Origin of the sequence: Actinopolyspora mortivallis (assembly GCF_003001495.1) — a bacterium.
In the GTDB taxonomy this organism is placed as follows: Bacteria; Actinomycetota; Actinomycetes; order Mycobacteriales; family Pseudonocardiaceae; genus Actinopolyspora; species Actinopolyspora mortivallis_A.
Window position 1 is genome coordinate 20284 of record NZ_PVSR01000005.1, and the last position, 26725, is coordinate 47008.

Annotated in this window: 28 protein-coding genes; 22 read left to right on the plus strand and 6 right to left on the minus strand. The window is 66.3% G+C overall.

Annotated elements, in window-relative coordinates; translation table 11 throughout:
* Window positions 1-82 precede the first annotated feature (82 nt).
* The 3 genes from CEP50_RS06040 to CEP50_RS06050 are packed head-to-tail and all read left to right on the plus strand — an operon-like array spanning window position 83 to window position 2504.
* The gene (locus CEP50_RS06040; protein WP_106112949.1) at window positions 83-682 is read left to right on the plus strand and encodes a TetR/AcrR family transcriptional regulator; all 600 of its coding nucleotides are present in this window, start codon (window positions 83-85) and stop codon (window positions 680-682) included.
* An 11-nt stretch (window positions 683-693) separates the two neighbouring features.
* Entirely contained in the window at window positions 694-1641 is a 948-nt protein-coding gene (locus CEP50_RS06045) for an ATP-binding cassette domain-containing protein (RefSeq protein ID WP_106112950.1), read from the plus strand.
* A 20-nt stretch (window positions 1642-1661) separates the two neighbouring features.
* Window positions 1662-2504 (plus strand): ABC transporter permease, encoded by an 843-nt coding sequence (locus CEP50_RS06050; RefSeq protein ID WP_106112951.1) that lies wholly within the window; start codon window positions 1662-1664, stop codon window positions 2502-2504.
* A 126-nt stretch (window positions 2505-2630) separates the two neighbouring features.
* Here the strand turns inward: CEP50_RS06050 and CEP50_RS06055 are convergent, their stop codons facing one another.
* From CEP50_RS06055 to CEP50_RS06075, 5 genes are all read right to left on the minus strand, one after another.
* Window positions 2631-2960: a putative quinol monooxygenase gene (locus CEP50_RS06055; RefSeq protein ID WP_106112952.1), complete on the minus strand. Its 330-nt coding sequence runs from the start codon at window positions 2958-2960 to the stop codon at window positions 2631-2633.
* Between the two features lie 190 nt (window positions 2961-3150).
* The gene (locus CEP50_RS06060) at window positions 3151-4023 is read right to left on the minus strand and encodes a cytochrome c biogenesis CcdA family protein (RefSeq protein WP_106112953.1); all 873 of its coding nucleotides are present in this window, start codon (window positions 4021-4023) and stop codon (window positions 3151-3153) included.
* A complete protein-coding gene (locus tag CEP50_RS06065) occupies window positions 4020-4742 on the minus strand; it encodes a DsbA family protein (RefSeq protein ID WP_106112954.1) in 723 nt (240 codons plus the stop codon). Before CEP50_RS06065 ends, CEP50_RS06060 begins: the two co-directional genes overlap by 4 nt.
* Window positions 4743-4824: 82 nt before the next feature.
* Window positions 4825-5772: a M56 family metallopeptidase gene (locus CEP50_RS06070; RefSeq protein ID WP_106112955.1), complete on the minus strand. Its 948-nt coding sequence runs from the start codon at window positions 5770-5772 to the stop codon at window positions 4825-4827.
* Window positions 5772-6143 (minus strand): BlaI/MecI/CopY family transcriptional regulator, encoded by a 372-nt coding sequence (locus CEP50_RS06075; protein ID WP_106112956.1) that lies wholly within the window; start codon window positions 6141-6143, stop codon window positions 5772-5774. Before CEP50_RS06075 ends, CEP50_RS06070 begins: the two co-directional genes overlap by 1 nt.
* 574 nt (window positions 6144-6717) lie before the next feature.
* Between CEP50_RS06075 and CEP50_RS06080 the strand changes: the two genes are divergently transcribed.
* Window positions 6718-7407 carry a response regulator transcription factor gene (locus CEP50_RS06080; protein ID WP_106113036.1) on the plus strand — a complete coding sequence of 230 codons (690 nt, stop codon included), beginning with the start codon at window positions 6718-6720 and terminating at the stop codon, window positions 7405-7407.
* A gap of 241 nt (window positions 7408-7648) precedes the next feature.
* Here CEP50_RS06080 and CEP50_RS06085 read toward each other — a convergent pair whose 3' ends face one another.
* Complete coding sequence (locus tag CEP50_RS06085; RefSeq protein ID WP_106112957.1) at window positions 7649-8251, minus strand: helix-turn-helix domain-containing protein; 603 nt, start codon at window positions 8249-8251, stop codon at window positions 7649-7651.
* 814 nt (window positions 8252-9065) lie between these two features.
* On the opposite strand from CEP50_RS06085, the gene CEP50_RS06090 reads away from it, so the two are divergent.
* From CEP50_RS06090 to CEP50_RS06175, 18 genes are all read left to right on the plus strand, one after another.
* A complete protein-coding gene (locus CEP50_RS06090; RefSeq protein WP_106112958.1) occupies window positions 9066-10535 on the plus strand; it encodes an FAD-dependent monooxygenase in 1470 nt (489 codons plus the stop codon).
* A 27-nt stretch (window positions 10536-10562) separates the two neighbouring features.
* Complete coding sequence (locus CEP50_RS06095; RefSeq protein ID WP_106112959.1) at window positions 10563-10889, plus strand: TcmI family type II polyketide cyclase; 327 nt, start codon at window positions 10563-10565, stop codon at window positions 10887-10889.
* Window positions 10886-12157: a beta-ketoacyl-[acyl-carrier-protein] synthase family protein gene (locus CEP50_RS06100; RefSeq protein WP_106112960.1), complete on the plus strand. Its 1272-nt coding sequence runs from the start codon at window positions 10886-10888 to the stop codon at window positions 12155-12157. The genes CEP50_RS06095 and CEP50_RS06100 overlap by 4 nt, the downstream gene beginning before the upstream one ends.
* Window positions 12154-13377 carry a ketosynthase chain-length factor gene (locus tag CEP50_RS06105; protein WP_106112961.1) on the plus strand — a complete coding sequence of 408 codons (1224 nt, stop codon included), beginning with the start codon at window positions 12154-12156 and terminating at the stop codon, window positions 13375-13377. The genes CEP50_RS06100 and CEP50_RS06105 overlap by 4 nt, the downstream gene beginning before the upstream one ends.
* A gap of 51 nt (window positions 13378-13428) precedes the next feature.
* A complete protein-coding gene (locus tag CEP50_RS06110) occupies window positions 13429-13704 on the plus strand; it encodes an acyl carrier protein (RefSeq protein ID WP_106112962.1) in 276 nt (91 codons plus the stop codon).
* Between the two features lie 230 nt (window positions 13705-13934).
* The gene (gene fabG / locus CEP50_RS06115; RefSeq protein ID WP_106112963.1) at window positions 13935-14717 is read left to right on the plus strand and encodes a 3-oxoacyl-ACP reductase FabG; all 783 of its coding nucleotides are present in this window, start codon (window positions 13935-13937) and stop codon (window positions 14715-14717) included.
* Window positions 14718-14737: 20 nt separating this feature from the next.
* Window positions 14738-15676 (plus strand): aromatase/cyclase, encoded by a 939-nt coding sequence (locus tag CEP50_RS06120; RefSeq protein WP_106112964.1) that lies wholly within the window; start codon window positions 14738-14740, stop codon window positions 15674-15676.
* Between the two features lie 3 nt (window positions 15677-15679).
* Entirely contained in the window at window positions 15680-17677 is a 1998-nt protein-coding gene (locus CEP50_RS20755) for an SDR family NAD(P)-dependent oxidoreductase (RefSeq protein WP_106112965.1), read from the plus strand.
* Between the two features lie 147 nt (window positions 17678-17824).
* The gene (locus CEP50_RS06130; RefSeq protein WP_106112966.1) at window positions 17825-19054 is read left to right on the plus strand and encodes an MFS transporter; all 1230 of its coding nucleotides are present in this window, start codon (window positions 17825-17827) and stop codon (window positions 19052-19054) included.
* The gene (locus CEP50_RS06135) at window positions 19051-19428 is read left to right on the plus strand and encodes an acyl carrier protein (protein WP_106112967.1); all 378 of its coding nucleotides are present in this window, start codon (window positions 19051-19053) and stop codon (window positions 19426-19428) included. The genes CEP50_RS06130 and CEP50_RS06135 overlap by 4 nt, the downstream gene beginning before the upstream one ends.
* Window positions 19412-20170, plus strand: a complete 759-nt coding sequence (locus CEP50_RS06140) for a 4'-phosphopantetheinyl transferase family protein (protein WP_258174902.1) — start codon at window positions 19412-19414, stop codon at window positions 20168-20170. The genes CEP50_RS06135 and CEP50_RS06140 overlap by 17 nt, the downstream gene beginning before the upstream one ends.
* Before the next feature lie 87 nt (window positions 20171-20257).
* Window positions 20258-21802: an acyl-CoA carboxylase subunit beta gene (locus CEP50_RS06145; protein ID WP_374957087.1), complete on the plus strand. Its 1545-nt coding sequence runs from the start codon at window positions 20258-20260 to the stop codon at window positions 21800-21802.
* 15 nt (window positions 21803-21817) lie between these two features.
* Window positions 21818-22033, plus strand: a complete 216-nt coding sequence (locus tag CEP50_RS06150; RefSeq protein WP_106112969.1) for an acyl-CoA carboxylase subunit epsilon — start codon at window positions 21818-21820, stop codon at window positions 22031-22033.
* 124 nt (window positions 22034-22157) lie between these two features.
* Window positions 22158-22748, plus strand: coding sequence for an NADPH-dependent FMN reductase (locus tag CEP50_RS06155; protein ID WP_106112970.1), 591 nt, complete (start codon window positions 22158-22160; stop codon window positions 22746-22748).
* Between the two features lie 210 nt (window positions 22749-22958).
* Entirely contained in the window at window positions 22959-23825 is an 867-nt protein-coding gene (locus CEP50_RS06160; protein WP_106112971.1) for an NmrA family NAD(P)-binding protein, read from the plus strand.
* A gap of 65 nt (window positions 23826-23890) precedes the next feature.
* A complete protein-coding gene (locus CEP50_RS06165; protein WP_146134746.1) occupies window positions 23891-24523 on the plus strand; it encodes a hypothetical protein in 633 nt (210 codons plus the stop codon).
* A 30-nt stretch (window positions 24524-24553) separates the two neighbouring features.
* The gene (locus CEP50_RS06170; protein WP_106112973.1) at window positions 24554-25777 is read left to right on the plus strand and encodes an MFS transporter; all 1224 of its coding nucleotides are present in this window, start codon (window positions 24554-24556) and stop codon (window positions 25775-25777) included.
* A 46-nt stretch (window positions 25778-25823) separates the two neighbouring features.
* Window positions 25824-26690, plus strand: coding sequence for an alpha/beta hydrolase family protein (locus CEP50_RS06175; RefSeq protein ID WP_106112974.1), 867 nt, complete (start codon window positions 25824-25826; stop codon window positions 26688-26690).
* Window positions 26691-26725: the final 35 nt, after the last annotated feature.

A 26725-nucleotide genomic window follows, 5' to 3' on the forward strand; every position in this document is an offset into this window, starting at 1 on the left:
TGCCTCTCACGTTGATGAGTGAGTACTCACTCAGTATGGTGAGGACGTGAACGCGAAACATCCTCGGCGCAGGGCGCCGGCGATGAGCGTGGAACAGCGACGCGACGAGATCGTGCGTGCCGCTCTTCCGCTGCTGGTCGAACACGGGGCCACCCTCACCACCCGGGCCGTGGCACAGGCCGCCGGAGTGGCCGAGGGCACCGTCTTCCGCGTCTTCGCCGACAAGGAGGAACTGCTGCGCGCCTGCGTGTCCGAGGCGTTTCGCACCGACGAGGCGTGTGCTCGCATCAGGGGGATCCCGGCCGAGTACGACGTGGAGGAACGGCTCAAGCGGGCCGCATCCGTCCTCCTGGACTACTTCCGCCGCCTGGGCAGGCTCGTGCACAGCCTTTCCGGCTCGGGCTACGACGTGCACCGGCACGAGGAGGTCGGCCACGACCACGCCGATCACGAGCCGGAATTCGTCCGCCAGCTGCTGGCGGCCTGTGTGACGTTGACGGAACCGGACCGGCAGTGCTTCCGGGTCCCCACGGAAACGCTGATCCGGATGCTGTTCGGGCTGGTGATGAGCATGCGGTTCGACCCGACCGCCCAGGAGGACGAGCACACGGCGCTCGCGCTGCGCGTCGACGTGCTGCTCCGGGGGGCACTGGCCGAACGAGGTCCGGAACGACACCGCTGAAGAAGGACACCATGACAAGACCACCGATCGAGGTCGACCACGTCAGCAAGGAGTTCGGCAGGTTCAGGGCACTGGACGACGTGAGTCTCGAAGTGCCGCGGGGATCGGTGCTGGGGTTGCTGGGGCACAACGGCGCGGGCAAGACCACCCTGGTCAATATTCTGAGCACCCTGTCACCGCCCACCAGCGGGACCGCGCGGGTGGCCGGCTACGACGTGGTGCGCGAGAGCAGGAGCGTCTGCTCCCGCATAGGACTGACCGGCCAGTTCGCCGCCGTGGACGAACATCTGAGCGGGCTGGACAACCTGGTGCTCATAGCCAGGCTGCTCGGAGCGGGCAAACGCGCGGCCACCCGGCGCGCCGAGGAGCTGTTGCAGCTGTTCGAGCTCACCGAGGCGGCGAAACGGCCGGCGCGGTCCTACTCGGGAGGGATGCGACGCCGACTGGACCTGGCCGCCAGCCTCGTCGGCCGCCCCGACGTGATCTTCCTCGACGAGCCCACCACCGGTCTGGACCCCTCCAGCCGCATGGGGCTGTGGCAGATCGTGGAGACCCTGGTCGACGACGGCACCACCGTGTTGCTGACCACCCAGTACCTTGACGAGGCCGACCGGCTGGCCGACTCCATCACCGTGCTGTCCAGCGGAAAAGTCATCGCCTCCGGCACGGCCGAGGAACTCAAGGCCGAGGTGGGCCAGCGCACGGCCAGCGCCACCCTCGCCGACCCCGCCGACGCGGAGCGCGCCCTGACCGCCCTGAGCACCCACGGGCTCAACCCCGTGCACGACCAGGAACGGCACGTGGTCAGCGCCCCCGTGGGCTCCTCGCGCGAGCTCGCCGTGGTCGTGCGGGCCTTGGACGAGGCCGGTGTCGAGGTCGACGGGCTCGGTCTCGGCGAACCCACTCTGGACGACGTCTACCTCACCCTGACCGGACACTCGACCGGATCCGCGGTCTGAAGCGAGGAGCCGAAGAACACATGACCACCACAGCGCAGGCGCCGCCGACCACCCCGGAGAGCACGGAACCGGAGCGCGGCAACTGGCACGGTGCCAACTTCCCCACCCAGATCGTCGTGCTCACCGGCAGATCCCTGCGGGCCATGCTCAGGGACCCGCAGATCGTCGTGTTCAGCCTGTTACAGCCGTTGATCATGCTGACGCTGTTCAGCCAGGTCTTCGGCAAGGCCCTGATGGGCAGTATCGCCGCCCAGACGGACAGCTACATCAACTACCTGATGCCCGCGATCCTGGTGACCACGGGAATCGGAGCAGCCCTCCAGTCCGGGGTGGGGCTGATCACGGACATGAAGAACGGAGTGATCGGGCGCTTCCGCGCGCTGCCGATCCGGATGGGCTCGGTGCTGATCGCGCGCAGCCTGGCCGATCTGTTCCGCACCGCCGTGCAGCTCGTGATTCTGCTGTTGGCGGCGACGGTGCTGTTCGGGTTCTCCCCCGAGGGCGGCCTGATGGGGACGATGAGCGCGTGGCTGCTCGCGCTGCTGGTCAGCTGGTCGTTGGCCTGGGTGTTCCTGGCGATCGCCTCCTGGGTGCGCAAGGAGGAGGTCATGCAGAGCATCGGCTTCGTGGCGATGTTCCCGCTGATGTTCGCCTCCAGCGCGTTCGTCCCCCTGGACGCGTTGCCCGGCTGGTTGCGGGTGGTGGCCCGCGTCAACCCGCTCACCTACGCCGTGGACGCCTCCCGGGATCTCTGCCTGGCCCTTCCCGTGGGGGCCGGGGTCTGGTCCGCCGTGGGCACCAGCGTGGTGCTGCTGGCGATCGGAGCCGCCTTCGCGGTGCGGGGCTTCCGGCGTCCACTGTGAGCCGTGCCCGGAACCCGGGCGGTCTCCTGGGACGACCTCGCCCGTCACCAGGGGTGCGGAGACGAGCGAGCGCCGGGTCCGACCGGGCCCGGCGCCGTGCTCCGCGTGGGAATAACCGCGTGTGGGTCAGCCCTGCTCCACGGCCATCTCGCCGAGCAGCGACCAGTCGTCCTGCGGCACCTGGGTGTTGATGACCCGGGGGGTCTCGGCCAGGTACGGAGGCAGGGTGCGCTGGGCCTGCTTGAAGTGCTCGGACTGTACGTGCGCGGCCCCGGCGTCCTCGTCACGGAAGGCCTCGACCAGCACGTACTCGTCGGGGTTCTCGACACTGCGAGACCAGTCGAACCACAGGCAGCCCTCTTCCGCGCGGGTCGCCTCGGTGAACTCGCGTGCGATCTCGGGCCACCGGTCCGCGTGCTCGGAGAGCACGCGGAACTTGGCGGTGATGAAAATCATCGCTGCTCCCCTGTAGCGTTTCGAGTGGGATTCCCGGTGCGAACCCGCCGTGCCGTGGCCAGCGGTCTCCGGTGGGCCGTCGAACGGGAAGAACGGATTCCGGACGCGCAGCTTAACAGGGGTTTCCCGTTCGACCCTGTCACGGCCGCCGGAGGGGCGCTTCGTCCGGAAGGTCCTTTTCGGCGGGTCGTCACCGGTGGTTTCGTTCGCGGCCGCCCTGGGAACAGGGGCGTCCCCTGCGGAGCTCCTCCTCCCGCACCAGCCGGCGACGTCGCCACAGCATCGCGAGCAGCGCGCCCACCGCCACAGCGATCAGCACGTGGGAGTTCGCTATCCGCGTCGACAACTCACGGATCCCGGAGCCGAGCTCGTACTGGATCTCGGTGTCCACGAGCCCGCCCAGGCCGGCCGTGGCCTCCGTGGTCAGGAAGAGCACTCCCATGCCCACGAACAGCAGGCCGGAGACGAGGTTGGTGGTGTGCACCCGGAAACCGGCCACGCGCACCTCCCTGCCGCGCAGCCACCGCCGCCGCCCGAGTCGCTCCCACAGCGCTGCCAGCACGAAGAGCGGACAGGCCATTCCCAAGGCGAACACGGCCAGCAACACGGCCCCGTAGCCGGGGCTGGCGCCGGTGGCGGCCACGGTCAGCACGCCACCGAGCAGTGGACCCGCGCAGAACCCGGCGAGACCGTAGACGCTGCCCAACGCGAGCACCGAGGCCGCCGAGGAGATCCGGACGCGCCCGCCGAGACGTTGGGCCGCCCCGATCCCGGCGCCCCTGCCGGTGAGCTGGACGAGGCCGAGACCGATCAGCAGCAGTCCTCCGGCCAGGGTCAGTTCCGAGCGGTAACCGGTGAACAGGGCTCCGAGCAGCCCGGAGGCAACCCCCAGCGGGACCAGGGTGGTGCACAGTCCCACGTAGAAGACGGTGGTGTGGGCGAGCAGCCTCGTCGGGGAACCGAAGGCGTAGGCGAAGAAGGAGGGCAGCAGCAACGCCGAACAGGGACTGACCAGAGTGAGCAGTCCCCCCAGGAACGCGCCGAGCAGACCGACCTGGCTCACCGCGTCCCCGCCTGTTCGGCGGCCTGCTCCACGGCCGAGACGAACACCTCGAACGGCTGGGCCCCCATGATCGGCCTGCCGTTGACCAGGAAGGTCGGGGTGCTCGACACCCCCAGCCGGACTCCCTCGGAACGGTCCGCCCGCAGGGCCGTGGCCACCTCGGCGGAGCGCATGTCCGCGCGGAAGCGCTCGATGTCGGCCACGCCGGCCTGTTCCGCGTAGCGGACCAGGGTCCGCAGCGGCAGGTCGGGGTGCCCGTGGTCCGGGGCGTGGGAGTAGACGGTTCGTTCGAACTCCCAGAAACGGTGCTGCCGTGCCGCGGCGCGGCCGGCCTTGGCGGCGCGGATCGACTGTTCACCGAATATGGGGTAGTCCCGCCATTCGACCCGCAGCACCCCCGGTTCCACGTAGCGGTCCACCAGTTTCGGCAGGGAGTCGGTGGCGAACTTCGCGCAGAACGGGCAGCGGAAGTCCTCGTAGGCCACCAGGACCACGGGTGCCTCCGGTGAGCCGAGGGCCAGCGGGTCGCCGGGGTTCCTGCGGGCCGGTGAGTCCACCGAGGTGGATGGTTGCCGTGCCGCGCTGTCCGGGGCGCCGGAGGATCCGGAACCGTGGTGTCTGGCGAGCACGGAAACCACCAGCACGGCCACGACCACCACGAGTATCGCGATCGCGGCGTTCGTGCGTCGGATCCGGGTGCGTGTGTCCACAGTGCCCATGCGTGACTTCCGTTCCCGTCGCCACCTTCCTACTAGGGAGAATAGTAGTGGTTGGCGGGCGCGGTGGACCGGCCCGGTGGGTTCAGCCGAACGTCCGCAGGGCCAGACAGCCGACCAGCGCGCACCCGGAGAAGAGCACCACGCCCGTGAGACCGGGCAGCAGCGAGGCGAACGAGGCCACCAGGTACTCGGCACGCCGTCGCAGGGTGTTTCCGGGCGGCTGGCGGGCCGGATCCAGCCAGCGCAGCCGTAGTTCCACGGCCTCCCTGGACATCGCCAGTGACTCCCGCGGCGTGGTGTGGGACTCCACCGCGCACAGCGCCCTGCGCAGTCCTTCCTTTCCGCAGACGCGTACCGCGGCCGTGTCGGCGGCCAACTCGACCGAGACCCGTACGGCGGTGGGAGCGGCGCGGAACAGGGGCACGAACGGCAACGCCCGTGCCAGCACCTCGGCCAGCGCCACGAGTTCGTGGTGGCGCCCGCGCAGGTGGGCACGCTCGTGGGCCAGAATGGCCTCCCGCGCCGGCGGGTCGAGCCCGGTGACGCCGGTCGTGGCCACCACGGTTCCGTGCCGTCCCCCCATGCTGTAGGCGACCGGGGTGTTTTCCGGCAGCCAGAACACGCGGGGGTCGGTCGCCTCCCTGATCCCGAGGAAACGCAGCAGCGACAGGTGTTCGTCCCGGCGTGCCGTGTGCTGTCGGCTCCGGCGCACCGCCACCACCAGCACGCGCAGGCCCGCACAGGCCACCACGCCGATCCCCGTCACCCGGACGATGGTCTGCTCCAGGTAGCGGCCGGTGTTGATGCAGGTGTTGGCCATCCCCACCAGACCGTCCACCGACTCGTTGTGCGGAATCCCGAGCAGCACCGCCCCGCCGCAGGCGGCCGCGACGACGAACAGTGTGGACACCGTCCACGCCGTCAGCGCCAGCCCCGGCGGGATGCGCGGGGACAGGGTCTTGTCCAGGTAGTGCGGTCCCGTGACCGCCACGAGCAGCGCGGCGGCCAGCAAACCCAGTGCCAGGGTCATCACGAACCGTTCTCGGGAGGTTCCCGCCGGTCCAGGGCGCGGCGCAGCAGCCGCGACTCGTGTCCGGAGGCGGAGCGGGCGAAGTGCAGCAGCACCGAGTCCGCGTCTCCGGAGGACTCCAGCACCTCGCGGATCAGCCCGGCGCCGGCCTCCTCCCGGGTGCGGGCCGGGGTGTACCGGTAGGCCCGACCGTCCTTGGCCCGGTTCGCCCAGCCCTTGGTGTGCAGGTGGTCGAGCACGGTCATCACCGTGGTGTAGGCGAGTTTGCGCTCTCCGGGGAGACGTTCCAGCACGTCGCGCACCCGCAACGGTTTCTCGGCCGCCCAGAGTACGTTCATGACCTTCAGTTCCAGCTCACCCAAACCGAGCACACCGGTGATTCTACGGAGCGTCGTCTCGACTGTTCGCGCGGTGTCCCCCGTTCGCCGGAGAGAACTGTTCTGAGGGGCTGCCGAGAGTTTTCCGGTCGCGCGGGGCCGGGTGTGTTCCCCGGGCGTCGCGTTCAGACGGCCCGTCCTTACCGCTCCGTCGCTGAGCGTTTCCTCCGCCGGTCGATGCCGATCGGGGAGGGCCCGTGTCGCGGTTCGTCGGGGCGGGCGGCCACTGGTGGACGTATGCCCCTGCTTCCGCCGGGGGAGAGGCGCTTCAGCCTCGAGGGTTGTAGTCCACAAAACATACTAATTATGCTGTATTTTGTTTCTTTGAGGTCTGCTGAATGGCTATGTTTCCAGGAGTCTCTCCGTGTTTCGGGGGGTTTTACTCCATTTGGGGGAGGTGTGGTGGATGCTTCTGACTGCTCGCAAGGGAAGTCGTTGTTTGTAAAACCGCTCGGTTGGTTTATAATACTGGGTAGGGCGCTCGGGTAGTTACACGAACGTGTGGCCCCTGGCTTGGGGGACGACCTGTGACGTCCATGAGAAGACACGGGCAACGTGCGGGGTGACCATGCGCTTACTTGTAGTCGAGGACGAGGAAAACATGGCAGCCTCCCTGATGGCGGGGCTGCGTCAACGTGGCCACGAAGTGATCGGGGTGAGTACGGGGGGTGGGGCGATCCAGAAGCATCACGAGGCCGATCTCGTGCTTCTGGACCTTGAGCTGCAGGACATGGACGGTCTCGAAGTCTGTCGCGTCATCAGGGCAACAGGGGACACCCCGATCATCGCGTTCACCGAGCGAAGCACCGAGTCGGATCGTGTTCTCGGCCTGCAGGCCGGTTCCGACGACTGTCTGAGCAAGCCGTACGGTTTTCGGGAGCTGATCGCGCGCATCGACACGGTCATGCGCAGAACGCGCAGAACGGAAGCCGCGGACTCGGAAATCGTCTGTGGTCCGTTGCACATAAACCCGGCGTCCAGGGAGGTCTGGCTTGACGACATCCTCATAGACACCACACGCAAGGAGTTCGATCTGCTGTACCGACTGGCCCGGGAACCCGGCGTGGTCGTCTCCCGCAGACAGCTCATGAAGGAGATCTGGGGGGCTCCCATGTCCCGGACGACGAGCACGAGGATCAGCAGGACCATCGACACCCATGTGAGCACGCTGCGGGGCAAACTCGGTTCGAGTGAGTGGATCAAAACCGTGCGTGGAGTCGGATTCTGCCTGCCCGCCAACGAGAACGTACACGCCTGATCAGAAGGTGCTGCTCTTGGGGGAAGGGGCCGCCGGTCTGGGGGGCGGGAACGAGTGGTCCCGGGGCGGTCTCCGAGCGCACGTCGTACAGCCAAAGCTTCAAACCGTTCGAGGGACTGACCGGAACCTCGGAGGAGACACTTCCGATCCACGTGGTCTCGGCGACGAAAACGTGTAACGTGTCGGGCGTTTCGGGGACGCCCGACACGAACATGATCCCCGCCCGGAGCGGGAACCCCCGTCAGGACCGGGAAACTCTGTCACGCATGGTCTCGGCCACGTCATCGGAGTGGTAGTAGGTTTTCCTTCCGCGACTGCATCGGCGCCAGGAACGCTCGCTGGCCAGGCGGTACACACTCCCGCGCGACACGTTCCACATGCGGGTTATCTCCGCGACGCCCAACCACATCGGACGCCGCGTCCGCCCTGATTCGCCGGAGACGCGTTCGCCCAGACGCAGCCACTCGCTCTCCGCCCACCGGTGCGTGCGCTCCACCGTGCACCGCACCTCTGACAGTCTTCCCGGGGTGTCGGGATGAACGCTCGCCCGCAGTGTCCCCGTACACGCCCTTTCCGGGCAGGAACCGACCGCGAAGGCGTGGACCTTCTCGGAGGAGAGTATCCTTCGCGCACGTTCGACCAGACCCGCCGTCTCAGCGGACAGCTCCGCTCCGACCTCGTGCTCGGCCAGCCAGTCCAGGTGGGTCAGCAGGAAACCGGATACGGAGGGCACCGTTCTCTCCGGCCGGCTCACCCGTCTGGTGTCCACGATCAACGAGGCCCAGGAACAGAGTATGTCCGATATGTCGGAGCGGAGTTCGAAGGCCGTCGTGTTGAACGGCATGCCTCCCCGCCGGTCGTTGGAGCGCCTCCCTCCCGTGTCGGGAGCAGCGCCGCCACCGCCGAGAATGCGTTCGCAGCGCGCGTACAGCCGAGGTAGCTCCTGAAGGTCCTCGCTGAGCTTGTGTCGGCACGAGGAGCACAGTCCTTTCCGACCGGTGGTCGTCGGATGGAGGCGGTTCCTCCGTCGGTCCCGGCACCCTGTGCCCCCGCATAACGCCGAAGAAGTCATCCGGTATCACTCCCGGGGAAGATTCGAGCAAACGTGTTCGAAAGTAGGGTATTGGCGCGAGGATGCCAACCGGGTGGCGGTGGACTTTTATTTCCTTTCATCTCTCTTTGCATTTTCGGGGTGGTTTAATTTTTTTGACTCAAATTTTTATTTCTCTTGACGATGGGAGGTTGACTGCGCGCTCTTCGACGAAGAGGATCCTGGTTAGATTCCCCCGAAGTGTCTCCGTGTTCTCGGAGCCTTCGGGGAAGGGGTCGCTTTGAACATTCTTTTAAAAGGGTTCGGGCTGGTGGGGTTGACTTCGCCCCGAAGGTGAAGAATACTTATCGTATATTCCGCACAAGTGTGTTCGAGGCGGTGTGGGGATTCGTCCCGGAGAGGTTCGTTCCTTCCGGGAATTAGTGGTCCTTGACGGGTGTGCGGATCGGGTTTTTCCACCGTCCGTCGACGGAGGGCGGGACCAGGAAGTGTCCCGGGAGCGTTGATGGAGGGCTTTCGGGTGGGTGCATCCGAACTTCTCCGGTTGTCGACCACCTCCCGAAAACTGTGAAGGTCGTTTTTCGCCGGTTCCGATGAGGAGAGATAGATGGATGCGCCAGTGATAGTGGTGGGTGCCGGACCCGCCGGGCTCGTGCTCGCCGGAGAGCTGCGTCTGGCCGGGGTGAACGTCATCGTCGTCGAACGCCTGTACGAACGTACTGGGGAGTCGAGGGGACTCGGTTTCACCGCCCGCACGATGGAGGTTTTCGACCAACGCGGCCTGCTTCCCAGGTTCGGGGAGATCGAAACCAGCAACCAAGGACACTTCGGGGGGATACCGGTCGACTTCGGGGTGCTCGAAGGGGCACACCAGGCCGCCAAAACCATCCCCCAGTCCACCACCGAGGCCGTTCTCGAAGAGTGGGTCCGTGAACTGGGCACCGACATCCGGCGCGGTCACGAGGTGCGGTCGATACGGGACCGCGGGGACGGCGTCGAGGTCACAGTGCGTTCCGCCGAGGAGGAGTACACGCTGCGCTCCGACTGGTTGGTCGGGTGCGACGGTGGGCGCAGCACCGTGCGCAAGGCGGTCGGTTTCGACTTCCCCGGAACCGCTGCGACGATGGAGATGTTCCTGGCGGACCTCCGGGGCGTCGAACTCGAATCGCGCATGATCGGCGAAACCGTGCCCGGCGGTATGGTCATGGTCGGTCAACTTCCGGGGGATATCACCCGGATCATCGTCTGCGAGCGGGACAACCCGCCGCAGCGGCGTACCCAGCCTCCGGAGTTCTCCGAGGTGGCCGACGCCTGGAAACGGCTGACCGGGGTCGACATCTCTCACGCCGAGCCGGTGTGGGTCAGCGCCTTCGGGGACGCCACCCGTCAGGTGACCGAATACCGCAAGGGACGGGTGCTGCTGTCCGGCGACGCCGCGCACATTCACCTCCCCGCCGGCGGCCAGGGGATGAACGCCAGTATCCAGGACTCGGTCAACCTCGGCTGGAAACTGGCCGCTGTGGTGCGGGGAACCGCTCCCGAAGCCCTGTTGGACACCTACCACGAGGAACGTCATCAGGTGGGGAAGCGGCTGCTGATGAATACCCAGGCCCAGGGGTTGCTGTTCCTCAGCGGGGAGCAGATGCAACCGCTGCGCGAGGTGTTCTCCGAGCTGGTCGGCTACGAGGAGGTCAGCCGCTACCTCGCCGCGATGGTCAGCGGGCTGGACATCCACTACGACGTCGGATCCGGGCGCCATCCACTGCTCGGTTACCGCATGCCGAAGACGAAACTCCTCCACCGAGGACGCGAACGCGACAGCACGGAGCTGTTGCACCAGGCACGGGGGCTTCTGCTGGACCTGGAGGACAATCCCACCCTCCGGCGCAGGGCGGCCGGGTGGGAGGACCGCGTCGACATCATCACCGCGCCTCTGGCCGAGGAAACCGGGGAACTGGCGGGCACCGCCGCCGTGCTGGTTCGGCCCGACGGTTATGTCGCGTGGGCGGCGCCGGGCAGCGACCACGACCTCCCCATGGCTCTCGAACGCTGGTTCGGACCGGGCAGGAACGACTGAATCCGGAAACGAGGAACGGAGACAACCGTGCACAGCACTTTGATAGTCGCCAGGATGGAACCGGAGTCCGCGGAACAGGTGGCTGATATCTTCGCAGCTTTCGACGAGACGGAGATGCCGCACAGGATGGGGACTCGTCGCCGTCAGCTTTTTTCCTACAAAGGATTGTACTTCCACCTTCAGGACTTCGACTCCGACGACGGTGGAGAACGGATCGAAAGTGTGAAGACGGATCCGAGGTTCGTGCAGATCAGCACGGACCTGAAGCCGCATATCACCGCTTACGATCCGTCCACCTGGCGTTCTCCTTCGGATGCCATGGCCGAACGTTTCTATCACTGGAGTTCGTTGTGACAGGGCGACGAGTAGCGATCACGGGAATGGGCGTCACCGCCCCCGGCGGGGTGGGGACGAAGAATTTCTGGAGCATGTTGACCGAGGGGCGTACGGCGACGCGGCGCATCAGTTTCTTCGACCCCTCGCCGTACCGGTCGCAGGTGGCCGCCGAGATAGATTTCGACCCCGACCTGGCCGGGCTGAGTCCGCAGGAAGTTCGACGGATGGACCGTGCGGCACAGCTCGCCGTGGTCACGGCGCGGGAGGCCGTGGAGGACAGCGGTCTGGAATTCGCGGGGGTCGATCCCGTCCGCACCGGGGTCACCCTGGGCAGCGCCGTCGGTGCCACCACCGGCTTGGACTGGGAGTACCGCACCGTCAGCGACGGGGGACGGCTCGAACTCGTGGATCACGAGTACGCGGTTCCCCATCTGTACGGTTACTTCGTCCCCAGCTCCTTCGCCTCGGAAGTCGCCTGGGCCGTGGGCGCGGAAGGCCCCAGCTCTGTCGTGTCGACCGGTTGCACATCCGGCCTCGACTCCGTCGGCTACGCCACCGACCTCATCCGGGAAGGCAGCGCCGACGTGATGGTTGCCGGGGCCACCGACGCTCCCATCTCACCGATCACGATGGCGTGTTTCGACGCGATCAAGGCGACAACCCCGCGTAACGAGGACCCGGAACACGCCTCTCGTCCCTTCGACGGGACGCGCAGTGGATTCGTGCTCGGGGAGGGGGCCGCGGTGTTCGTGCTGGAGGAGCTGGAGAGCGCCCGTCGGCGCGGCGCCCACATCTATGCCGAGATCGCGGGCTACGCCTCACGGTGCAACGCCTACCACATGACCGGGCTCCGTTCGGACGGAAGGGAGATGGCCGAGGCCATCCGAGTGGCCCTCGACGAGGCCCGGCTACCGGTGGACAGCGTCGATTACGTGAACGCCCACGGATCCGGGACGAAGCAGAACGACCGGCACGAGACGGCCGCCTTCAAGCGAAGTCTCGGGCAGCACGCCTACGAGGTTCCGATCAGCTCGATCAAGTCCATGGTCGGCCACTCCCTGGGGGCGATCGGTTCCATCGAGGTGGCGGCCTCCGCACTGGCGGTGGAGAAGAACGTCGTACCTCCCACGGCCAATCTGCACACGGACGACCCCGAGTGCGACCTGGACTACGTGCCGCTCACCGCGCGGGAGCAGCGCACCGACACGGTGCTGTCGGTGGGAAGCGGATTCGGCGGTTTCCAGAGCGCAGTGGTGCTCGTCGACCCCGAGAGGAGCGCGGCATGACGGGCAACGAACAGGTGGTCGTGACGGGGCTGGGAGTGGCGGCCCCGACCGGCCTTGGAGTGGAGCAGTACTGGGAGGCCACGCTCAAGGGGATCAGCGCCGTCGACAGGATCAGTCGTTTCGACCCTTCCGGCTATCCCGCGCAGCTTGCCGGCGAGATCCGGGGGTTTGTTCCCGAGGAACACCTGCCGAGCAGGCTGATACCGCAGACCGACCGGATGACCCAGCTGGCGCTGGTCGGAGCCGACTGCGCCTTCGCTGACGCGCAGGTGCAGCCGAAGGAAGTACCCGAATACGAGATGGGGGTGGTGACCGCGAGTTCCTCCGGAGGTTTCGAATTCGGGCAGCACGAACTGCGGAACCTCTGGAGTCAGGGCCCCCAGTACGTCAGCGCCTACCAGTCCTTCGCCTGGTTCTACGCGGTCAACAGCGGGCAGATCTCCATCCGCAACGGGATGCGAGGTCCCAGCGGTGTCGTGGTCAGCGACCAGGCCGGCGGACTCGACGCCCTGGCGCAGGGTCGTAGGCAGATCCGCAAGGGAACCCAACTGATCGTTTCGGGCAGTGTGGACGCCTCGCTGTGCCCCTGGGGATGGACCGCACAGTTGAGCAGCGGGCGCCTGAGCACGGCCACTGACCCGGAGCGGGCCTACCTTCCCTTCGACCCCGAGGCCCGTGGACACGTTCCAGGGGAGGGGGGAGCACTGCTGATCCTCGAGGACTTCGCCCGTGCGAGTTCCCGGGGTGTGCGGACTCCCTACTGCTCCATTGCGGGATACGGAGCTACCTTGGATCCACCGGCCGGAACGGGACGTCCCGCCAACCTTCCCAGAGCGGTGGAGGCGGCGCTGCGGGACGCGGGAAGCGCACCGGATGAGATCGACGTCGTGTTCGCCGACGCGGCGGCCCTGCCGGAGCTGGACCGCGTCGAGAGTTCGACGCTCGCCGGGCTGTTCGGACCGCGGGGGGTTCCCGTCACCGCTCCCAAGACGGCGACGGGCCGGTTGTACTCGGGGGCCGGGCCCCTCGACGTGGCGACCGCCTGTCTGTCCGTCCGGGACGGTGTGATTCCGCCGACCCCCGGTGTGCGGCCGGCGGAGGAGCACGACATCGACCTGGTGGTCGACGGTCCCCGTGAGGCGCGGGTTCGTCAGGCACTGGTGATCGCCCGCGGACACGGAGGGTTCAATTCCGCGCTCGTCGTCCGGGCCGTCGACTGATTTTCCGGTGCGGCGGAACCCGGTAAGTAATAATCCGATGTTGGGAGAATCATGTCCGAAAAAGAGTTCACCGTCGAGGATCTGAAGCGGATTCTGCGCGATGGAGCCGGAGAAGCAAAGGGGGTCGACCTCGACGGCGACATCCTCGACACTGATTTCGAAGTGCTCAGCTACGACTCCCTCGCGCTTCTGGAGACCGGAGGTAGGATCGAACGCGAGTACGGAATCTCCTTGGAGGAAACCTCGATCACCGAGGCCGTGACTCCTCGAGAATTCATCGACATCGTCAACGAGCAGTTGCGGAATTCGGTCGCTCCTGTCGGCTGAGGCCGCTGGTCCGTGCCCGGCCCGTTCCGCCAGGAGGTGGCCGGGCACGGTCCTCTTCCCCTCGTACTTTTCCGCCGTTGCCCCTTCCGTTCCTCTCCCGGAAAGTTCCCGGGGACCGTTCCGCTCCCCTCCGGGGCGGGACGTGGGGAGCGGCGGGGCAGCGCACCGCTCGACCAGTCCCCTCGGGAACGGTTCCCGTTCCCGTCGTACGGAGTGAGAACGGAGAATTCATGAACGAGCAGAAACGCACCGCCATCGTCACCGGCGGGACCAGCGGAATCGGCCTGGAAGTGACCAGGATGCTGGCTCGCCAGGGAAACCGGGTGTTCATCGGGGCGCGCACCCAGGACAAAGTGGATGAGACGGCCAAGGAACTCCAGAACGAGGGATTGGATGTGGCTGGTTCCTCCTGTGACGTGCGTTCCGGCACCGATATCCAGCGTTTCGTGGGCGAGGCCGTGGATCGTTTCGGCGAGATCGACGTGCTGGTGAACAACGCGGGACGCTCCGGAGGCGGAGTGACCGCGGACATCGCCGACGAACTCTGGTTCGACGTCATCAACACGAACCTCAACAGCGTCTTCCTGATGAGTCGCGAGGTCCTCAACACCGGAGGAATGCGACGGAAGAACTGGGGGCGGATCATCAACATCGCCTCCACGGCGGGCAAGCAGGGCGTGGTACTGGGAGCCCCCTACTCCGCCTCCAAGCATGGCGTGGTCGGACTGACCAAGGCGCTGGGCAACGAGCTGGCGCCCACGGGCATCACCGTCAACGCGGTCTGCCCCGGCTACGTGGAAACACCGATGGCCGAGCGCGTTCGCCAGGGCTACGCGGCGGCTTACGACAAGAGCGAGGAGGACATCCTGGAGAAGTTCCAGGCCAAGATCCCGCTCGGACGCTACTCCACACCGGGCGAGGTGGCCGGCCTGGTCGGCTACTTGGTCAGCGACACGGCCTCCTCGATCACGTCGCAGGCGCTCAACGTGTGCGGCGGCCTGGGCAATTTCTGATCGGTACCGGAAGGGCAATCATGAGCAAGCACGAAGTCGAGCACGAGATCAATATCGCCGCGCCCGCTCGGGAGATCTACCGGCTGCTGGCGGAGGTGGAGAACTGGCCGCGGATCTTCCCGCCTTCGGTCTACGTCGACTACCTGGAACGCGGCGGGTCCGAGGAGCGGATTCGGATCTGGGCCACGGCCAACGGCGAGGCCAAGAACTGGAGCTCGCGGCGTGTGCTGGATCCCGAACGGATGCGGATCTCCTTCAGGCAGGAGACTCCCGCTTCCCCGGTGGCCGAGATGGGAGGATCCTGGATCATCGAGAGCTCCGGTCCGGAGACATCCCGGGTGCGGTTGCTGCACGATTACCGTGCGATCGACGACGACCCGGACAGCACGGACTGGATCGAGCAGGCCGTCGACCGCAACAGCCGTTCGGAACTGGCCTCGTTGAAGAACAACATCGAGCTCGTCACCGGAACCGAGGAGCTCACGCTGTCCTTCGAGGACAGCATGGAAGTCCACGGCTCGGCCAAGGACCTGTACGACTTCGTCAACGAGGCGCAGCTCTGGCAGGAACGGTTGCCGCACGTGGCCTCCGTCCAGCTGCGGGAGGACACTCCCGGGTTGCAGCAGCTGCGCATGGACACCACGACCAAGGACGGTTCGACGCACACCACCGAATCGGTGCGTGTCTGCTTTCCCAACCACCGAATCGCCTACAAGCAGACCACGCTGCCGGCGCTGATGACCGTGCACACCGGGCGCTGGGACTTCGTGGAGGGCGACAACGGCGTCACCACAGCCACGTCCCAGCACACCGTGGTCATCAACACCGACAACATCCCGGTGGTCCTTGGTGACGAGGCCGGGATCAGCGAGGCCAGGAGTTTCATCCGCAACGCGTTGGGCAACAACAGCAGGACGACCCTCGGCCACGCCAAGGAATACGCGGAAGCACGGCGCTGAACCATGTCCACCTACACCGCACGAGCGACCGTGACACCTGAGACGGACGTCGTCGTCGTGGGGGCCGGCCCCGTCGGACTGCTGCTCGCCGACGAGCTGAGTACCGGCGGGGCCCGGGTGACGGTGCTGGAGCAGCTGGCGGAGCGGACCTCCGAGTCGCGCGCTTCCACGCTGCACGCCCGCACCATGGAGCTCTTCGACGAGCGCGGTCTGCTGTCCGAGCTGGGGCCCCCTCCGGCGGGAGGCAGCGGGCACTTCGGCGGCATCCCGCTCGACCTCACCGAAGCCGATCCGGACAACCCCCACGGCGGGCAGTGGAAGGCTCCACAGCCCCGGATCGAGGAGGTGCTGGAGAAGCGGGTTCGAGACAGGGGCGTCGACCTGAGACGGAACCACCGGGTCGTCGACGTGGACGACCGCGGTGGACACGTCGAGGTCCAGTTCATCGGACCCGACGGGCGTTCATCGACGTTGAGGTCGTCCTATGTGGTCGGTTGTGACGGCGAACGCAGCACCGTGCGTCGACTGGCCGGGTTCGACTTTCCCGGCAGGGACGCAACCAAGGAGCTGCTGCGGGCCGACGTGGCCGACCTGGACATCCCGAACCGGCGTTTCGAACGTCACGAGAACGGGCTCGCGATAGCTTCCCGGTTCCCGGACGGGACCACGCGAGTCATGGTTCACGAGTACGGCAGCATCCCCGGGGAACGGGACGGTGAGCCGGAGTTCGCCGAGGTGGCCGAGGTATGGCGCCGGGTGACTGGCGAGGACATCTCGTCCGGTAGTCCGGTCTGGGTCAACGCGTTTGGCAACGCCAATCGCCAGGTGACCGAGTACCGACGGGGACGGGTGCTGTTGGCGGGGGACGCCGCCCACGTCCAACTGCCCGTGGGCGGGCAGGCCATGAATCTCGGGTTGCAGGACGCCGCCGATCTGGGAGCGAAGCTGGCGGCCCAGTTCGGTGACAGTCCGGACGAGTCCCTGCTGGACTCCTACCACGAGGTTCGGCACCCCGTGGGAAGACGTGCCTTGAACAACATCGAGGCACAGGCGCAGATCCTCCTCGGGGGGCCCGAGGTGGAGGCCCTGCGCGACGTCGTGACGGAGCTGCTGGAGCTGGGTTCGGTCCGGCGTCACCTGGCCGGGGCTATCAGCGGTCTGGACACCCCGTACCCGGCTCGTCCGACACCGAAACGGTCCCGGACGAACACCACACACATCCAGAGGAGGACGCACATGGGCAAGCTGAGCGGAAAAACCGCGTTGGTCACCGGGTCCAGTCGCGGTATAGGCAGGGCCACTGCGATCCGTCTGGCCGCCGAGGGGGCGCTGGTGGCGGTGCACTACGCGAGCAACTCGGAGGCGGCCGAAGAGGTTGTCGCCACGATCGAGAAGGACGGCGGACGAGCATTCCCGGTGCGGGCCGAGCTCGGCAGCCAGGGAGACGTCCACGACCTGTTCTTCGGTCTCGAACAGGGACTCAAGGAACGCACCGGCTCCACCGACCTGGACATTCTGGTCAACAACGCGGGAGTCATGGGCGGCGTGCCCCCGGAGGAGGTCACCCCGGACCAGTTCGACCGGCTCTACGCCGTGAACGTCAAGGCCCCCTTCTTCATCGTGCAGCGGGCGCTCTCCAACCTCGTCGACGGCGGACGGATCGTCAACATCTCTTCGGGTCTCACGCGTTTCGCCAACCCGCAGGAGGTCGCCTACGCGATGACCAAGGGGGCAGTCGACCAACTCACCATGCACTACGCCAAGCACCTGGGCAGTCGTGGGATCACGGTCAACAGCGTCGGGCCTGGGATCACCAACAACGGCGGTCCGCTTTTCGACAATCCCGAAGCTGTGCGGCAGATGGCCTCGCTGTCGGTGTTCAACCGGGTCGGTGAGGGCTCGGACATCGCCGATGTGGTGGCCTTCCTGGCCGGCGAGGACGGTCGTTGGATCACCGGTTCCTACCTGGACGCCAGCGGGGGAACCCTGCTCGGTGGTTGAAACCCTCCGGTGGTCCGTCTCCGAGGCGGCCGGCCGCACACCGAGCGGTCGGCCGCCTCGCGGGGTGGGCCGGACCGTCCTACCGGTCCACCTTCCCGAGGTGTCGAGAACCGGGCTCCACACCCGGTTCGGAAACGGTGGAAAAACATGACGGCGACACTGTCCGCCACCTCGTCCGCCCCCTCCTCCCGTCCGTTCGGTCGACTGGTCCTGCTGTTCGTGCTCGCCGGAAACATGCTCATCGACGCGCTCGAAGTCTCCGTGGTCCTCGTGGCCCTGCCCGAGATGGCCGCTGATCTGGCGCTTTCCCCGTGGCAGGTGCAGTGGGTGATGAGCGGTTTCGCGCTGGGCTTCGCCCTCCTGCTCCTGCTCGGACCGTCGATCACCGGGCGTTGGGGACGACGAAGGCCCTACCTGATCGCTCTGCTGCTCTTCGCTGTCGCCTCGTTGGTCGGTGGTCTGACCGACAGCGCCGTGCTGATCACGGTCACGAGGTTGGTCAAGGGAGCCTGCGCGGCGCTGACCGCACCGACCGGCCTGGGCATCATCGGGACCGTCTTCCCGGAGGGAGAACCGCGGCGGAAAGCGATCTCGGTCTACTCGTTGTTCGGCGCTGCCGGGTTCACCGTCGGTGTGCTGGTTTCCGGGGTTCTCACCGGCGTGGACTGGCACTGGGTCCTCGCGCTGCCCGGGATGCTGGCGCTGGTGCTCGCGGTGTTCGCGATGCGACTCATCCCCGAGGGGGCGGGTGGGGCGGCCTCTCGTATCGGGTTCGGGCCACTCCGGAATCCCGCGTTGCGTCGCTCGGCTCTCGGGGGCGCGACGTTGAACGGAACCTACCTGGGATTGTTGTTGCTGCTCACGTTCTCGCTGCAGGACGAACACGGGTGGAGTTCCTGGCAGACGGCCCTGGCCTTCCTGCCCGCCTGCCTGCCGTTGGCGGTGGCCGCGCCCTTCTCGGGGCGCATGGTGACCCGGTTCGGCGGTGCTCGACTGGTGTTGTGGGGAGCGCTGGCCCCCTTGTGCGGCTACCTCTACCAGTTCCTGCCGTTTCCCACTGACTCCTACGGCATCGGGGTGCTGCCGACACTGCTCCTCGTGGGGCTCGGCTTCGTGCTCTCGTTCGGAGCGCTCAACATGCGGGCCACCTCGGAGCTGCCCGAGCGGGACCGAACGCTCGCCGTTCCGCTCTACCAGTGCGCCGTACAGACCGGGGCCGTGGTGATGCTGACGGGAACCGGCGGCCTCCTTCTCCTTCCCCACGGCGGGGCCTACACGTTGTCGCTGATCACAGCGGTTTCCCTGGTGGGTGTGCTCGTCGCGCTCTCCGGAGTCACGGCGGATCGGCGCGTTTCCGCACGAAAGGAGTACTCGTGACACCCGCGTCGACGTTCGAGGAAAGAAGAACAGTTCCGGATCTGGAAACGCTGCGTGCGGCGGACATCGACGAGCGGATCCGGCGCATCGTCGAGTTCGTGTGCAAAGAGATGAGAATTACTCTGGAAATTCCTCCGGAGGAGGACGTGGATCCCACACAGCCGTTGCACACGCTGGGGGTCGGTTCCATCACGGCCCTGCGGCTGAAGCGCAGGTTCGAGTTGGATCTGCTGGTCGAGATGGATCTGGTGCGGATCCTGCGGGCCGAAAGCGTCTCGGAACTGTCCGCTCGACTCGCGTTGTGCGTCGAGGACGCTCCCATGACGGCGTCGTCCGGGACAGCTGGGACGGTTCGCGATGAATGTGCGGAGTGATCCCTGGTCGGACCTGTGGTTGCTGCGCCAGCCGTGGACGGAACCCCCCGGAGACCCACTGGCGGTGTCCGAGCTCTCCGAAGTGGAACTCGGTCGGGCCGACTCCTTCCGTCGGGCACACGACAGACTGCTCTACCTGACCGCGCACATAGCGTTGCGCAGGCTGCTCGCCGCCTACCTCGAAATCCCACCACGTGAGGTGCCGCTGACGCGGCAGCCCTGTCCGAGTTGCGGCGGCGCGCACGGCCGCCCGGCGGTGGCGGGAGACCCCCCGCCGCTGCACTACTCCCTGTCGCACAGCAGCGGTCTGGCACTTTTCGGGGTTTCCTCGGCACCGATCGGTGTCGACGTGGAGAAGATTCCCTCCCAGGAGACGGTGGAGCTGTGCACACCGGCTCTCCACAAGAAAGAGCAGGAAGAGATCGAACGACTCGGAGCGCTCGAACGACGGTTCGCGTTCGCCCGGTTGTGGACGCGCAAGGAGGCCTATCTCAAAGGGATCGGAACGGGACTTGCCCGTGAACTGTCCGCGGACTATCTCGGGGCCACCGAGGGGTCCGGGTACGGCGGCCCCCCCGGATGGATGGTGGACAACGTGCCCTGCGGTTCCAGCCACGTGAACCACGTCGCCGCCGCTGCGTTGAGTGCGGACGCCGTACGTCCGGAGCGGATCGGATGGCTTCCCGCGGACTTCTTGTTCGCGGGAGGGGTTACCGAACCGTTGGACAGTCATTCCCGGTGAGCGGCTGGCGTGGGGAAGCGCCCTCGGGCGGCCCGGAAACCACCGCCCCCACGGCCGGCAGCAGTGTTCAAGGAGGTCAAGATGCAGATGCAGGAGTGTCTCGACGAGTTCGAGGCGAACAGGGAACTCGTCCTTCAGCCCGCTGATCCGAAGGCGACCCAGCGACAGCACGACAAAGGGAAGTACACGGCCCGCGAACGGATAGAGCTTCTGCTTGACGAGGGCTCCTTCCGGGAGCTGGAGCAGTTCCGTCGTCATCGGGCGACGGGTTTTGGTTTGGAGAACAACCGCCCCTACACCGATGGTGTGATCACCGGATGGGGAACGGTCTACGGAAGGACCGTGTTCGTCTACGCGCACGACTTCCGGGTGTTCGGCGGTGCTCTGGGGGAGGCCCACGCGGACAAGATCCACAAGCTGATGGACCGGGCGATCGCCGCCGGCGCACCACTGGTGTCGCTCAACGACGGAGCGGGAGCCCGTATCCAGGAGGGTGTCACTGCGCTGTCCGGCTACGGTGGCATATTCCGGCGCAATACCCGCGCCTCCGGGATCATCCCACAGATCAGCGTGATGCTCGGCCCCTGCGCCGGGGGAGCGGCTTATTCCCCGGCCTTGACCGACTTCGTGTTCATGGTCCGGAGCACGGCCCAGATGTTCATCACCGGACCGGACGTGGTGCAGTCGGTCACCGGCGAGGAGATCAGTCACAACGGCCTGGGGGGAGCCGACGTGCACTCGACCACCTCGGGAGTGGCCCAGTTCGCCTACGACGACGAGGAGTCCTGCCTGGAGGACGTCCGTTACCTGTTGTCGATGCTCCCGCCGAACAACCGGGAACTGCCCCCGCGCGAGGACGCCGAGGACGACTCCGAAAGGCGCACCGATTCTCTCCGCGAACTGGTTCCGGTGGACGGCAACCGTCCCTACGACGTGCGCGGTGTGGTGGGCGAGATCGCCGACGAGAACGATTTTTTCGAGGTGAGCGCGGGTTGGGCGACCAACGTGGTGTGTGCCTTCGCCCGGATGGACGGCGAGACGGTCGGGGTGATCGCGAATCAGCCACAGTCTCTTGCCGGTGTGCTCGATATCAATGCCAGCGAAAAGGCGGCTCGTTTCGTCCAGTTCTGCGACGCGTTCAACATCCCGCTGGTCACTCTCGTGGACGTTCCCGGATTCCTGCCAGGTGTCGACCAGGAGCACGGCGGGATCATCCGGCACGGGGCGAAACTGCTGTACTCCTACTGCAACGCCACCGTTCCACGGGTGTCCGTGGTGTTGCGCAAGGCGTACGGCGGCGCCTACATCGTGATGGACTCCCACTCGATAGGTGCTGACGTCACTCTCGCCTGGCCCACCAACGAGATCGCGGTCATGGGGGCCGAGGGAGCGGCCAATGTCATCTTCCGCAAGGAGATCGCCGCAGCTGACGATCCCGAGGAGGTCCGGCAGCAGCGGATCAAGGAGTACCGTGCGGAGCTGATGCACCCCTACTACGCGGCGGAGCGGGGGCTCGTCGACGACGTCATCGATCCCGGCGAGACCCGGATGGCGATCATCCGCTCCCTGGAGATGCTGCGAGCCAAGGATGCTGAGCTGCCGAGCCGCAAGCATGGCAACCAACCGCAGTGATACCCGGAGGGGACGATGACCGACAATCCCTCGAACGGAGTTATCCGGGTGGAGCGGGGGAACCCGGACGATCAGGAACTGGCCGCCTTGGTCGCCGTGCTGACCCGAGGGCTGGACTCCGGGGAGCGGCAGGACACGCACGCAGCGCGGCGACGGACGGCACCGTGGGCCGTTGACTCCCCGTGGGGGAATTCCCTCGGCTCGCGGAGCTGGAAACGCCGGACCAGCTGAAAGCGAAGTACATGTTTTCGTCAAGATCCTTGTTGTGCGTCTTGTGGGAAGACGATACTGAGCGAGGAGTCTGTAGAAATTCTCCGTGTACTTTTCACAAATATCCTCTTCTAAGGAGAAGCAGATGCCAGAGGATCCCGTCAAGCTTGCCGTGGTGATCGGCAGCGTCCGTGACGGGCGGATCGGACCGACCGTGGCTGAGTGGTTCGCACTGCAGGCGCGACACCACGGCGAGGTGGAGGTCGACGTTGTCGACCTGGCCGACTACCCCCTGCCGCTGAACATGCCCTCGCCCGACGAACTGGACGCGAAGACCCAGGAGGCACACCGCGGCCTCAAGGAGCGGCTGGCCCAGTCGGATGCTTTCGTGGTGGTCACGGCCGAGTACAACCACACCATTCCTCCCGGGCTGTCGAACAGCATCAACTGGTATCTCAACGAGTGGAAGGCCAAGCCGGTCGGGTTGGTCTCCTACGGGGGGATGGCCGGTGGGATCCGGGCCGCCGAGCACCTGCGCCAGGTCTTCGCCGAGGTGCACGCCATTACCGTCCGTGACATGCTGAGCTTCCACAATCCTTGGGGGAAGTTCGACAGCACCGACCCCACTGTGGCCCCGGAGGGCAGCGAGGCCGCGGCCAAGGCACTGCTGGACCAGCTCGTCTGGTGGGGGCGGACGCTGCGCAACGGCAGGAAGAACACCCCTTACGTCGCGTGACTCCTACCGGGCTGCGTGGCTGCTCTGACCAGCCCTCCCGGTCCTGCGATCCCCCTTGAAGGGGCACACGACGTTTCCGGTGCGGGGCAGGTTTCCGGGCCGTGGGACACCGCGCGTGTTCTGCGGCCCGTCGGCCACGAACCTCCTTGTTCTCCGTACCTTCTTCGAAAGCATTGATCCTCGATTCGTGATCGATTGGCGGTAATTCTTGTGAATGAGAAGGACACGGTACTTGTTTTCGGTGCTACAGGGAACATCGGACCCCACACCGTTTCCCGCCTGCTGGACAAGGGGGTTGATACCAGGGTTCTTGTCCTGGAGAACGACCCGAACCTGGGAAGGATCCCAGAGGGGGCCGAGGTCTTCTACGGTGACCTGGCCGATCCGGACAGTCTGGACGCGTCCCTGGAAGGAGTTACCAGTGTTTTCCTGATGTGGCCCTTCTTCACTCTGGGAGTCGAAACAGCTCCCGACGTGGTGAAGAAGATAAAGAATCACACGGAAAGAATTGTTTTTGTTTCCTCCATAGGCGTTCACATCGGGCTCGAACCGGTGGACAACAATTGCCATGCCTACTTGGAGGAACTGATCGAAAAGGAGGGTATGGAGTGGACCTTCCTGCAGACCACGGGGTTCTGCTGTAACGCCGTGACGGCATGGGCGGACCAGATTCGCTCTGGTGACACGCTGAGTTTTCCCTACGGTGCCGCGGCCCGCTCCCCCATCCACGAGGAGGACCTGGCCGAGGTCGCGGCGCGAGCGCTGACCGAGAAGGGACACGCGGGGCAGCGGTACGTGGTAACCGGCCCCGAAGCGCTCAGCCAGATCGAGCAGATGCAGATCATCTCCGAGGCGCTCGGCCGTGAGCTGACCTGGGTGGACGTCCCCCACGAGACCGTCCGTGAGGCCATGGTCGCCGGGGGGTGGCCCGAAGCCTACGCGGACGGCGCCTTGGAGTACTTCGCCATGCTGGTGGACGAACCGGAGAAGGTCACCGGCACCGTCGAGAGAGTGCTCGGAAAGCCGCCACGTGACTTTCGCGAGTGGGCCTTCGACAACGCGCACAAGTTCCGCTGATCCGGGGCCGGGAGCAGAAAATGTCGGGGAAAAGGAACGCTTCAGGGTTCGTCACCTTCTGCTCGTTGCAAACACATGATCAGCGGACCGCGCGCGAGCTGGCCACCGTTGTGGCGCGGGAGCTCAGAACGAGGATTCGCGGAACACCGGGCTTCGAGGGCGCTCTGGTCCACCTCGGTGTGGGAGAACCGGCCGTGGTGACGCGCGCCGACTGGCGCGATCAGCGGGCCCACCAGAGAGTCCTCGTGGATGGTCCCGAAGGGGAGGTGCTGCGCTCCCTTCCAGAGAGGGACGAAGTGCTCGACGCGGACAGCTTCGGGGGAGCACCCGTCGCCGGTATCGAGGGACCGGACTCGGAACGGGAGCCGGGCCTGGCGGTCGTGGCCAAGCGAAGGGTCGGTGGCAGGAACAACGCCCTGGCGATGGCCGATCTGTTGCACAGGAGCGGGGACTGGAAACGTAGCTTTCCCGGTTTCGTCGCGGCCACACCGTTCATCAGCCCTGACTGGTCCGTTTACGTCAACTATCCGCGTTGGGTCGACGAGAACGCCTACCACGCCTACATGGCGGACGAACGCAACTCGGCGTGTCAGGAGGACATAGCACGCCTTGAGACTTCCGAGCCCGAGTTCGTGATGTGCGCTCCCTTCGAGGAGATCGGAGTGGACGCTTCGGGGGATCACGAACCGGACTCGTAGTAGTCGCGACAGAGTGAGGGAGCGGGATTCATGAGTTTATCGGCGTCCGCGACGGCACACGAGCCGCTCCGCGGTCGACGTGACGGGGCAGGGACGGCCGTCACCCTCGTGCTCACGGGGATGCTGACGATCATGGCCGGTGCGACCGTCGCACCGGCCATACCGGGCATCCGCGAGGCCTTCGCGGGTACGCCGAACGTGGACCTGCTGGCCCGGATGATCACCACGATGCACGCGCTGGCCATCGTGGTGTTCTCCCCCGTGGCGGGCAGGATGGTCGAACGGCTCGGAGGGAAGAGGAGCCTGCTGCTCGGGATGACCGCCTTCGGGGTGGGAGGCAGCTCCGGGGCCTACCTCCCGGGCCTGATCAGCATTCTGGCGGGTCGCATCGTGCTCGGTGTCGGCGTTGCTCTCGTCATGACCGGCGGAATCACCATGATCGCCAATCTGTACGAGGGGGACAGGCGGCGGAAACTGATGGGCAGGCAGGCCGCGGCCAGTTCCTTCGGCGGAGTGATTCTGCTGGTGGGCGGCGGTGCGCTCGCCGAGCTGGAGTGGCGCGTGGTCTTTCTGATCTACCTGTTCGGCCTGCTGCTGGCGATCCCGACCGCGTTGTTCCTCCCGGCCGACGGTCCGAGTGAATCCGATGGATCCGGGAAGAGCCCGGGCAGGAGAGGCAGGCTCCCGGCCGCCGTGGTGGCCGCGCTGGTGGGGATGCTGCTGGGGCAGATCATCTTCTACTCGATCCCCGTGCAGGTTCCCTTCCTCGCCGAGTCCGACTTCGGGGCGAGCTCCACGCTCTCGGGAACACTGATCGCGGTCCAGACCTTCACCACGGGAGTGGTGGGGATGCGTTACGACTTCTTCCGGAGAATGGGCGGGGAGTGGACCCTGACCGCCTTCTCCTTCCTGGGCAACGGGATCGGGTTCGCCGTGCTCGCCTTCGCCGACAGCATCGGTGTGCTGATCGCGGGACTGCTGGTCCTCGGAACCGGACTCGGAATCCTCATTCCCAACATCAACAACTGGGTGATGAGCGAGGCGGACGAGTCCGTGCGGGGACGGTACGCCGGTCTGATCACCACCTTCCTATTCTTCGGCCAGTTCCTCGCCCCGCTGGTGACGCAGCCGATCGTGGGACGGATAGGTATCCAGCCGATGTTCGGGGTGATCTCCGTCATCGCTCTGGCGGTTTGTGTCCTCTACTTCGTGCTGGGCTCCGTGAGCCGGAGGAGGGGGACGGTATCCGCCTGAGAACCCGAAAAGCCGGAACGACGAGTGGAATCGACGGTGAGCGGTAATGATAACCCGAGTGGTTCTGGACGGAGGAGGATTCCCCCTCTCCGGGATGCTGGCCACCCCCGAGGGGAGGCGGTGGCACTCACTGATCGTCGCCCTGCACGGCAGTGGGATGCGGGCGGGGTACTTCGACTGCCGCAGCCGCAGTGGGCAGTCACTGCTGGAGCTGGCGGCGGAGCTGGGATGGGCGGTGCTGGCTCTGGACCGCCCCGGTTACGGTGACTCGGCCGAGCAGCTTCCCGAGGGGCAGCACCTGCCAGACCAGGCGGTGGCGTTGCGTACCGCTCTGGGGGACTTCGCCGAACGCTATTCCGCCCAGGAAGAGAGAATATTTCTCCTGGGGCATTCCTTCGGAGGGAAACTGGCCCTGACCGCCGCCGCGGAGTGCGCGTGGGAGGGGCGACTGTTCGGGGTGGCTGTCTCGGGGTGCGGACACCGCTACGCGGTTTCTCCTGAGGAACTCGCCACTATCGGAGGGAACGAGAACTGGTGGATGAACTGGGGAAAACTCAGACTCTACCCACCGGGAGCGTTCCGCCTCAGCGAGGCCGTCGTCGCTCCCGTACCGTCCCGGGAGGTGGAGGAGGCACTCGCCTGGCAGGAGAGGTTTCCCCGTCTCGCCCCAGCTATCCGCACCTCGGTGCGGTTCACCTTCGCCGAGCACGAGCGCTGGTGGCTGCACGAGGAGCGGGCCGTCCGTGACTTGCCGGAAATGTTGAGTTCGGCCCACGTCACCGTGGACAGGCAGCCCCACGCCGGGCACAACATCAGTCTCGGTTGTGCGGCCCGTTCCTACCACCTGCGCGTGCTCTCCTTCTTCGAGGAGTGCCTGCTGGAGCGCGAGATGGTCGGGGAAGTGTCGGCGTGATTCGTGGATGAGCATCAGGACTCCGCCCTTCGGGC

What these genes read in the sequence shown, in the direction of transcription:
- CEP50_RS06040 (WP_106112949.1), top strand. Translation starts at nt 83, where the DNA reads ATGAGCGTGGAACAGCGACGCGACGAGATCGTGCGTGCCGCTCTTCCG.
- CEP50_RS06045 (WP_106112950.1), top strand. Translation starts at nt 694, where the DNA reads ATGACAAGACCACCGATCGAGGTCGACCACGTCAGCAAGGAGTTCGGC.
- CEP50_RS06050 (WP_106112951.1), top strand. Translation starts at nt 1,662, where the DNA reads ATGACCACCACAGCGCAGGCGCCGCCGACCACCCCGGAGAGCACGGAA.
- CEP50_RS06055 (WP_106112952.1), bottom strand. Translation starts at nt 2,960, where the DNA reads ATGATTTTCATCACCGCCAAGTTCCGCGTGCTCTCCGAGCACGCGGAC.
- CEP50_RS06065 (WP_106112954.1), bottom strand. Translation starts at nt 4,742, where the DNA reads ATGGGCACTGTGGACACACGCACCCGGATCCGACGCACGAACGCCGCG.
- CEP50_RS06070 (WP_106112955.1), bottom strand. Translation starts at nt 5,772, where the DNA reads ATGACCCTGGCACTGGGTTTGCTGGCCGCCGCGCTGCTCGTGGCGGTC.
- CEP50_RS06080 (WP_106113036.1), top strand. Translation starts at nt 6,718, where the DNA reads ATGCGCTTACTTGTAGTCGAGGACGAGGAAAACATGGCAGCCTCCCTG.
- CEP50_RS06085 (WP_106112957.1), bottom strand. Translation starts at nt 8,251, where the DNA reads ATGCCGTTCAACACGACGGCCTTCGAACTCCGCTCCGACATATCGGAC.
- CEP50_RS06090 (WP_106112958.1), top strand. Translation starts at nt 9,066, where the DNA reads ATGGATGCGCCAGTGATAGTGGTGGGTGCCGGACCCGCCGGGCTCGTG.
- CEP50_RS06105 (WP_106112961.1), top strand. Translation starts at nt 12,154, where the DNA reads ATGACGGGCAACGAACAGGTGGTCGTGACGGGGCTGGGAGTGGCGGCC.
- CEP50_RS06110 (WP_106112962.1), top strand. Translation starts at nt 13,429, where the DNA reads ATGTCCGAAAAAGAGTTCACCGTCGAGGATCTGAAGCGGATTCTGCGC.
- fabG (WP_106112963.1), top strand. Translation starts at nt 13,935, where the DNA reads ATGAACGAGCAGAAACGCACCGCCATCGTCACCGGCGGGACCAGCGGA.
- CEP50_RS06120 (WP_106112964.1), top strand. Translation starts at nt 14,738, where the DNA reads ATGAGCAAGCACGAAGTCGAGCACGAGATCAATATCGCCGCGCCCGCT.
- CEP50_RS20755 (WP_106112965.1), top strand. Translation starts at nt 15,680, where the DNA reads ATGTCCACCTACACCGCACGAGCGACCGTGACACCTGAGACGGACGTC.
- CEP50_RS06130 (WP_106112966.1), top strand. Translation starts at nt 17,825, where the DNA reads ATGACGGCGACACTGTCCGCCACCTCGTCCGCCCCCTCCTCCCGTCCG.
- CEP50_RS06140 (WP_258174902.1), top strand. Translation starts at nt 19,412, where the DNA reads ATGAATGTGCGGAGTGATCCCTGGTCGGACCTGTGGTTGCTGCGCCAG.
- CEP50_RS06145 (WP_374957087.1), top strand. Translation starts at nt 20,258, where the DNA reads ATGCAGGAGTGTCTCGACGAGTTCGAGGCGAACAGGGAACTCGTCCTT.
- CEP50_RS06150 (WP_106112969.1), top strand. Translation starts at nt 21,818, where the DNA reads ATGACCGACAATCCCTCGAACGGAGTTATCCGGGTGGAGCGGGGGAAC.
- CEP50_RS06155 (WP_106112970.1), top strand. Translation starts at nt 22,158, where the DNA reads ATGCCAGAGGATCCCGTCAAGCTTGCCGTGGTGATCGGCAGCGTCCGT.
- CEP50_RS06170 (WP_106112973.1), top strand. Translation starts at nt 24,554, where the DNA reads ATGAGTTTATCGGCGTCCGCGACGGCACACGAGCCGCTCCGCGGTCGA.
- CEP50_RS06175 (WP_106112974.1), top strand. Translation starts at nt 25,824, where the DNA reads ATGATAACCCGAGTGGTTCTGGACGGAGGAGGATTCCCCCTCTCCGGG.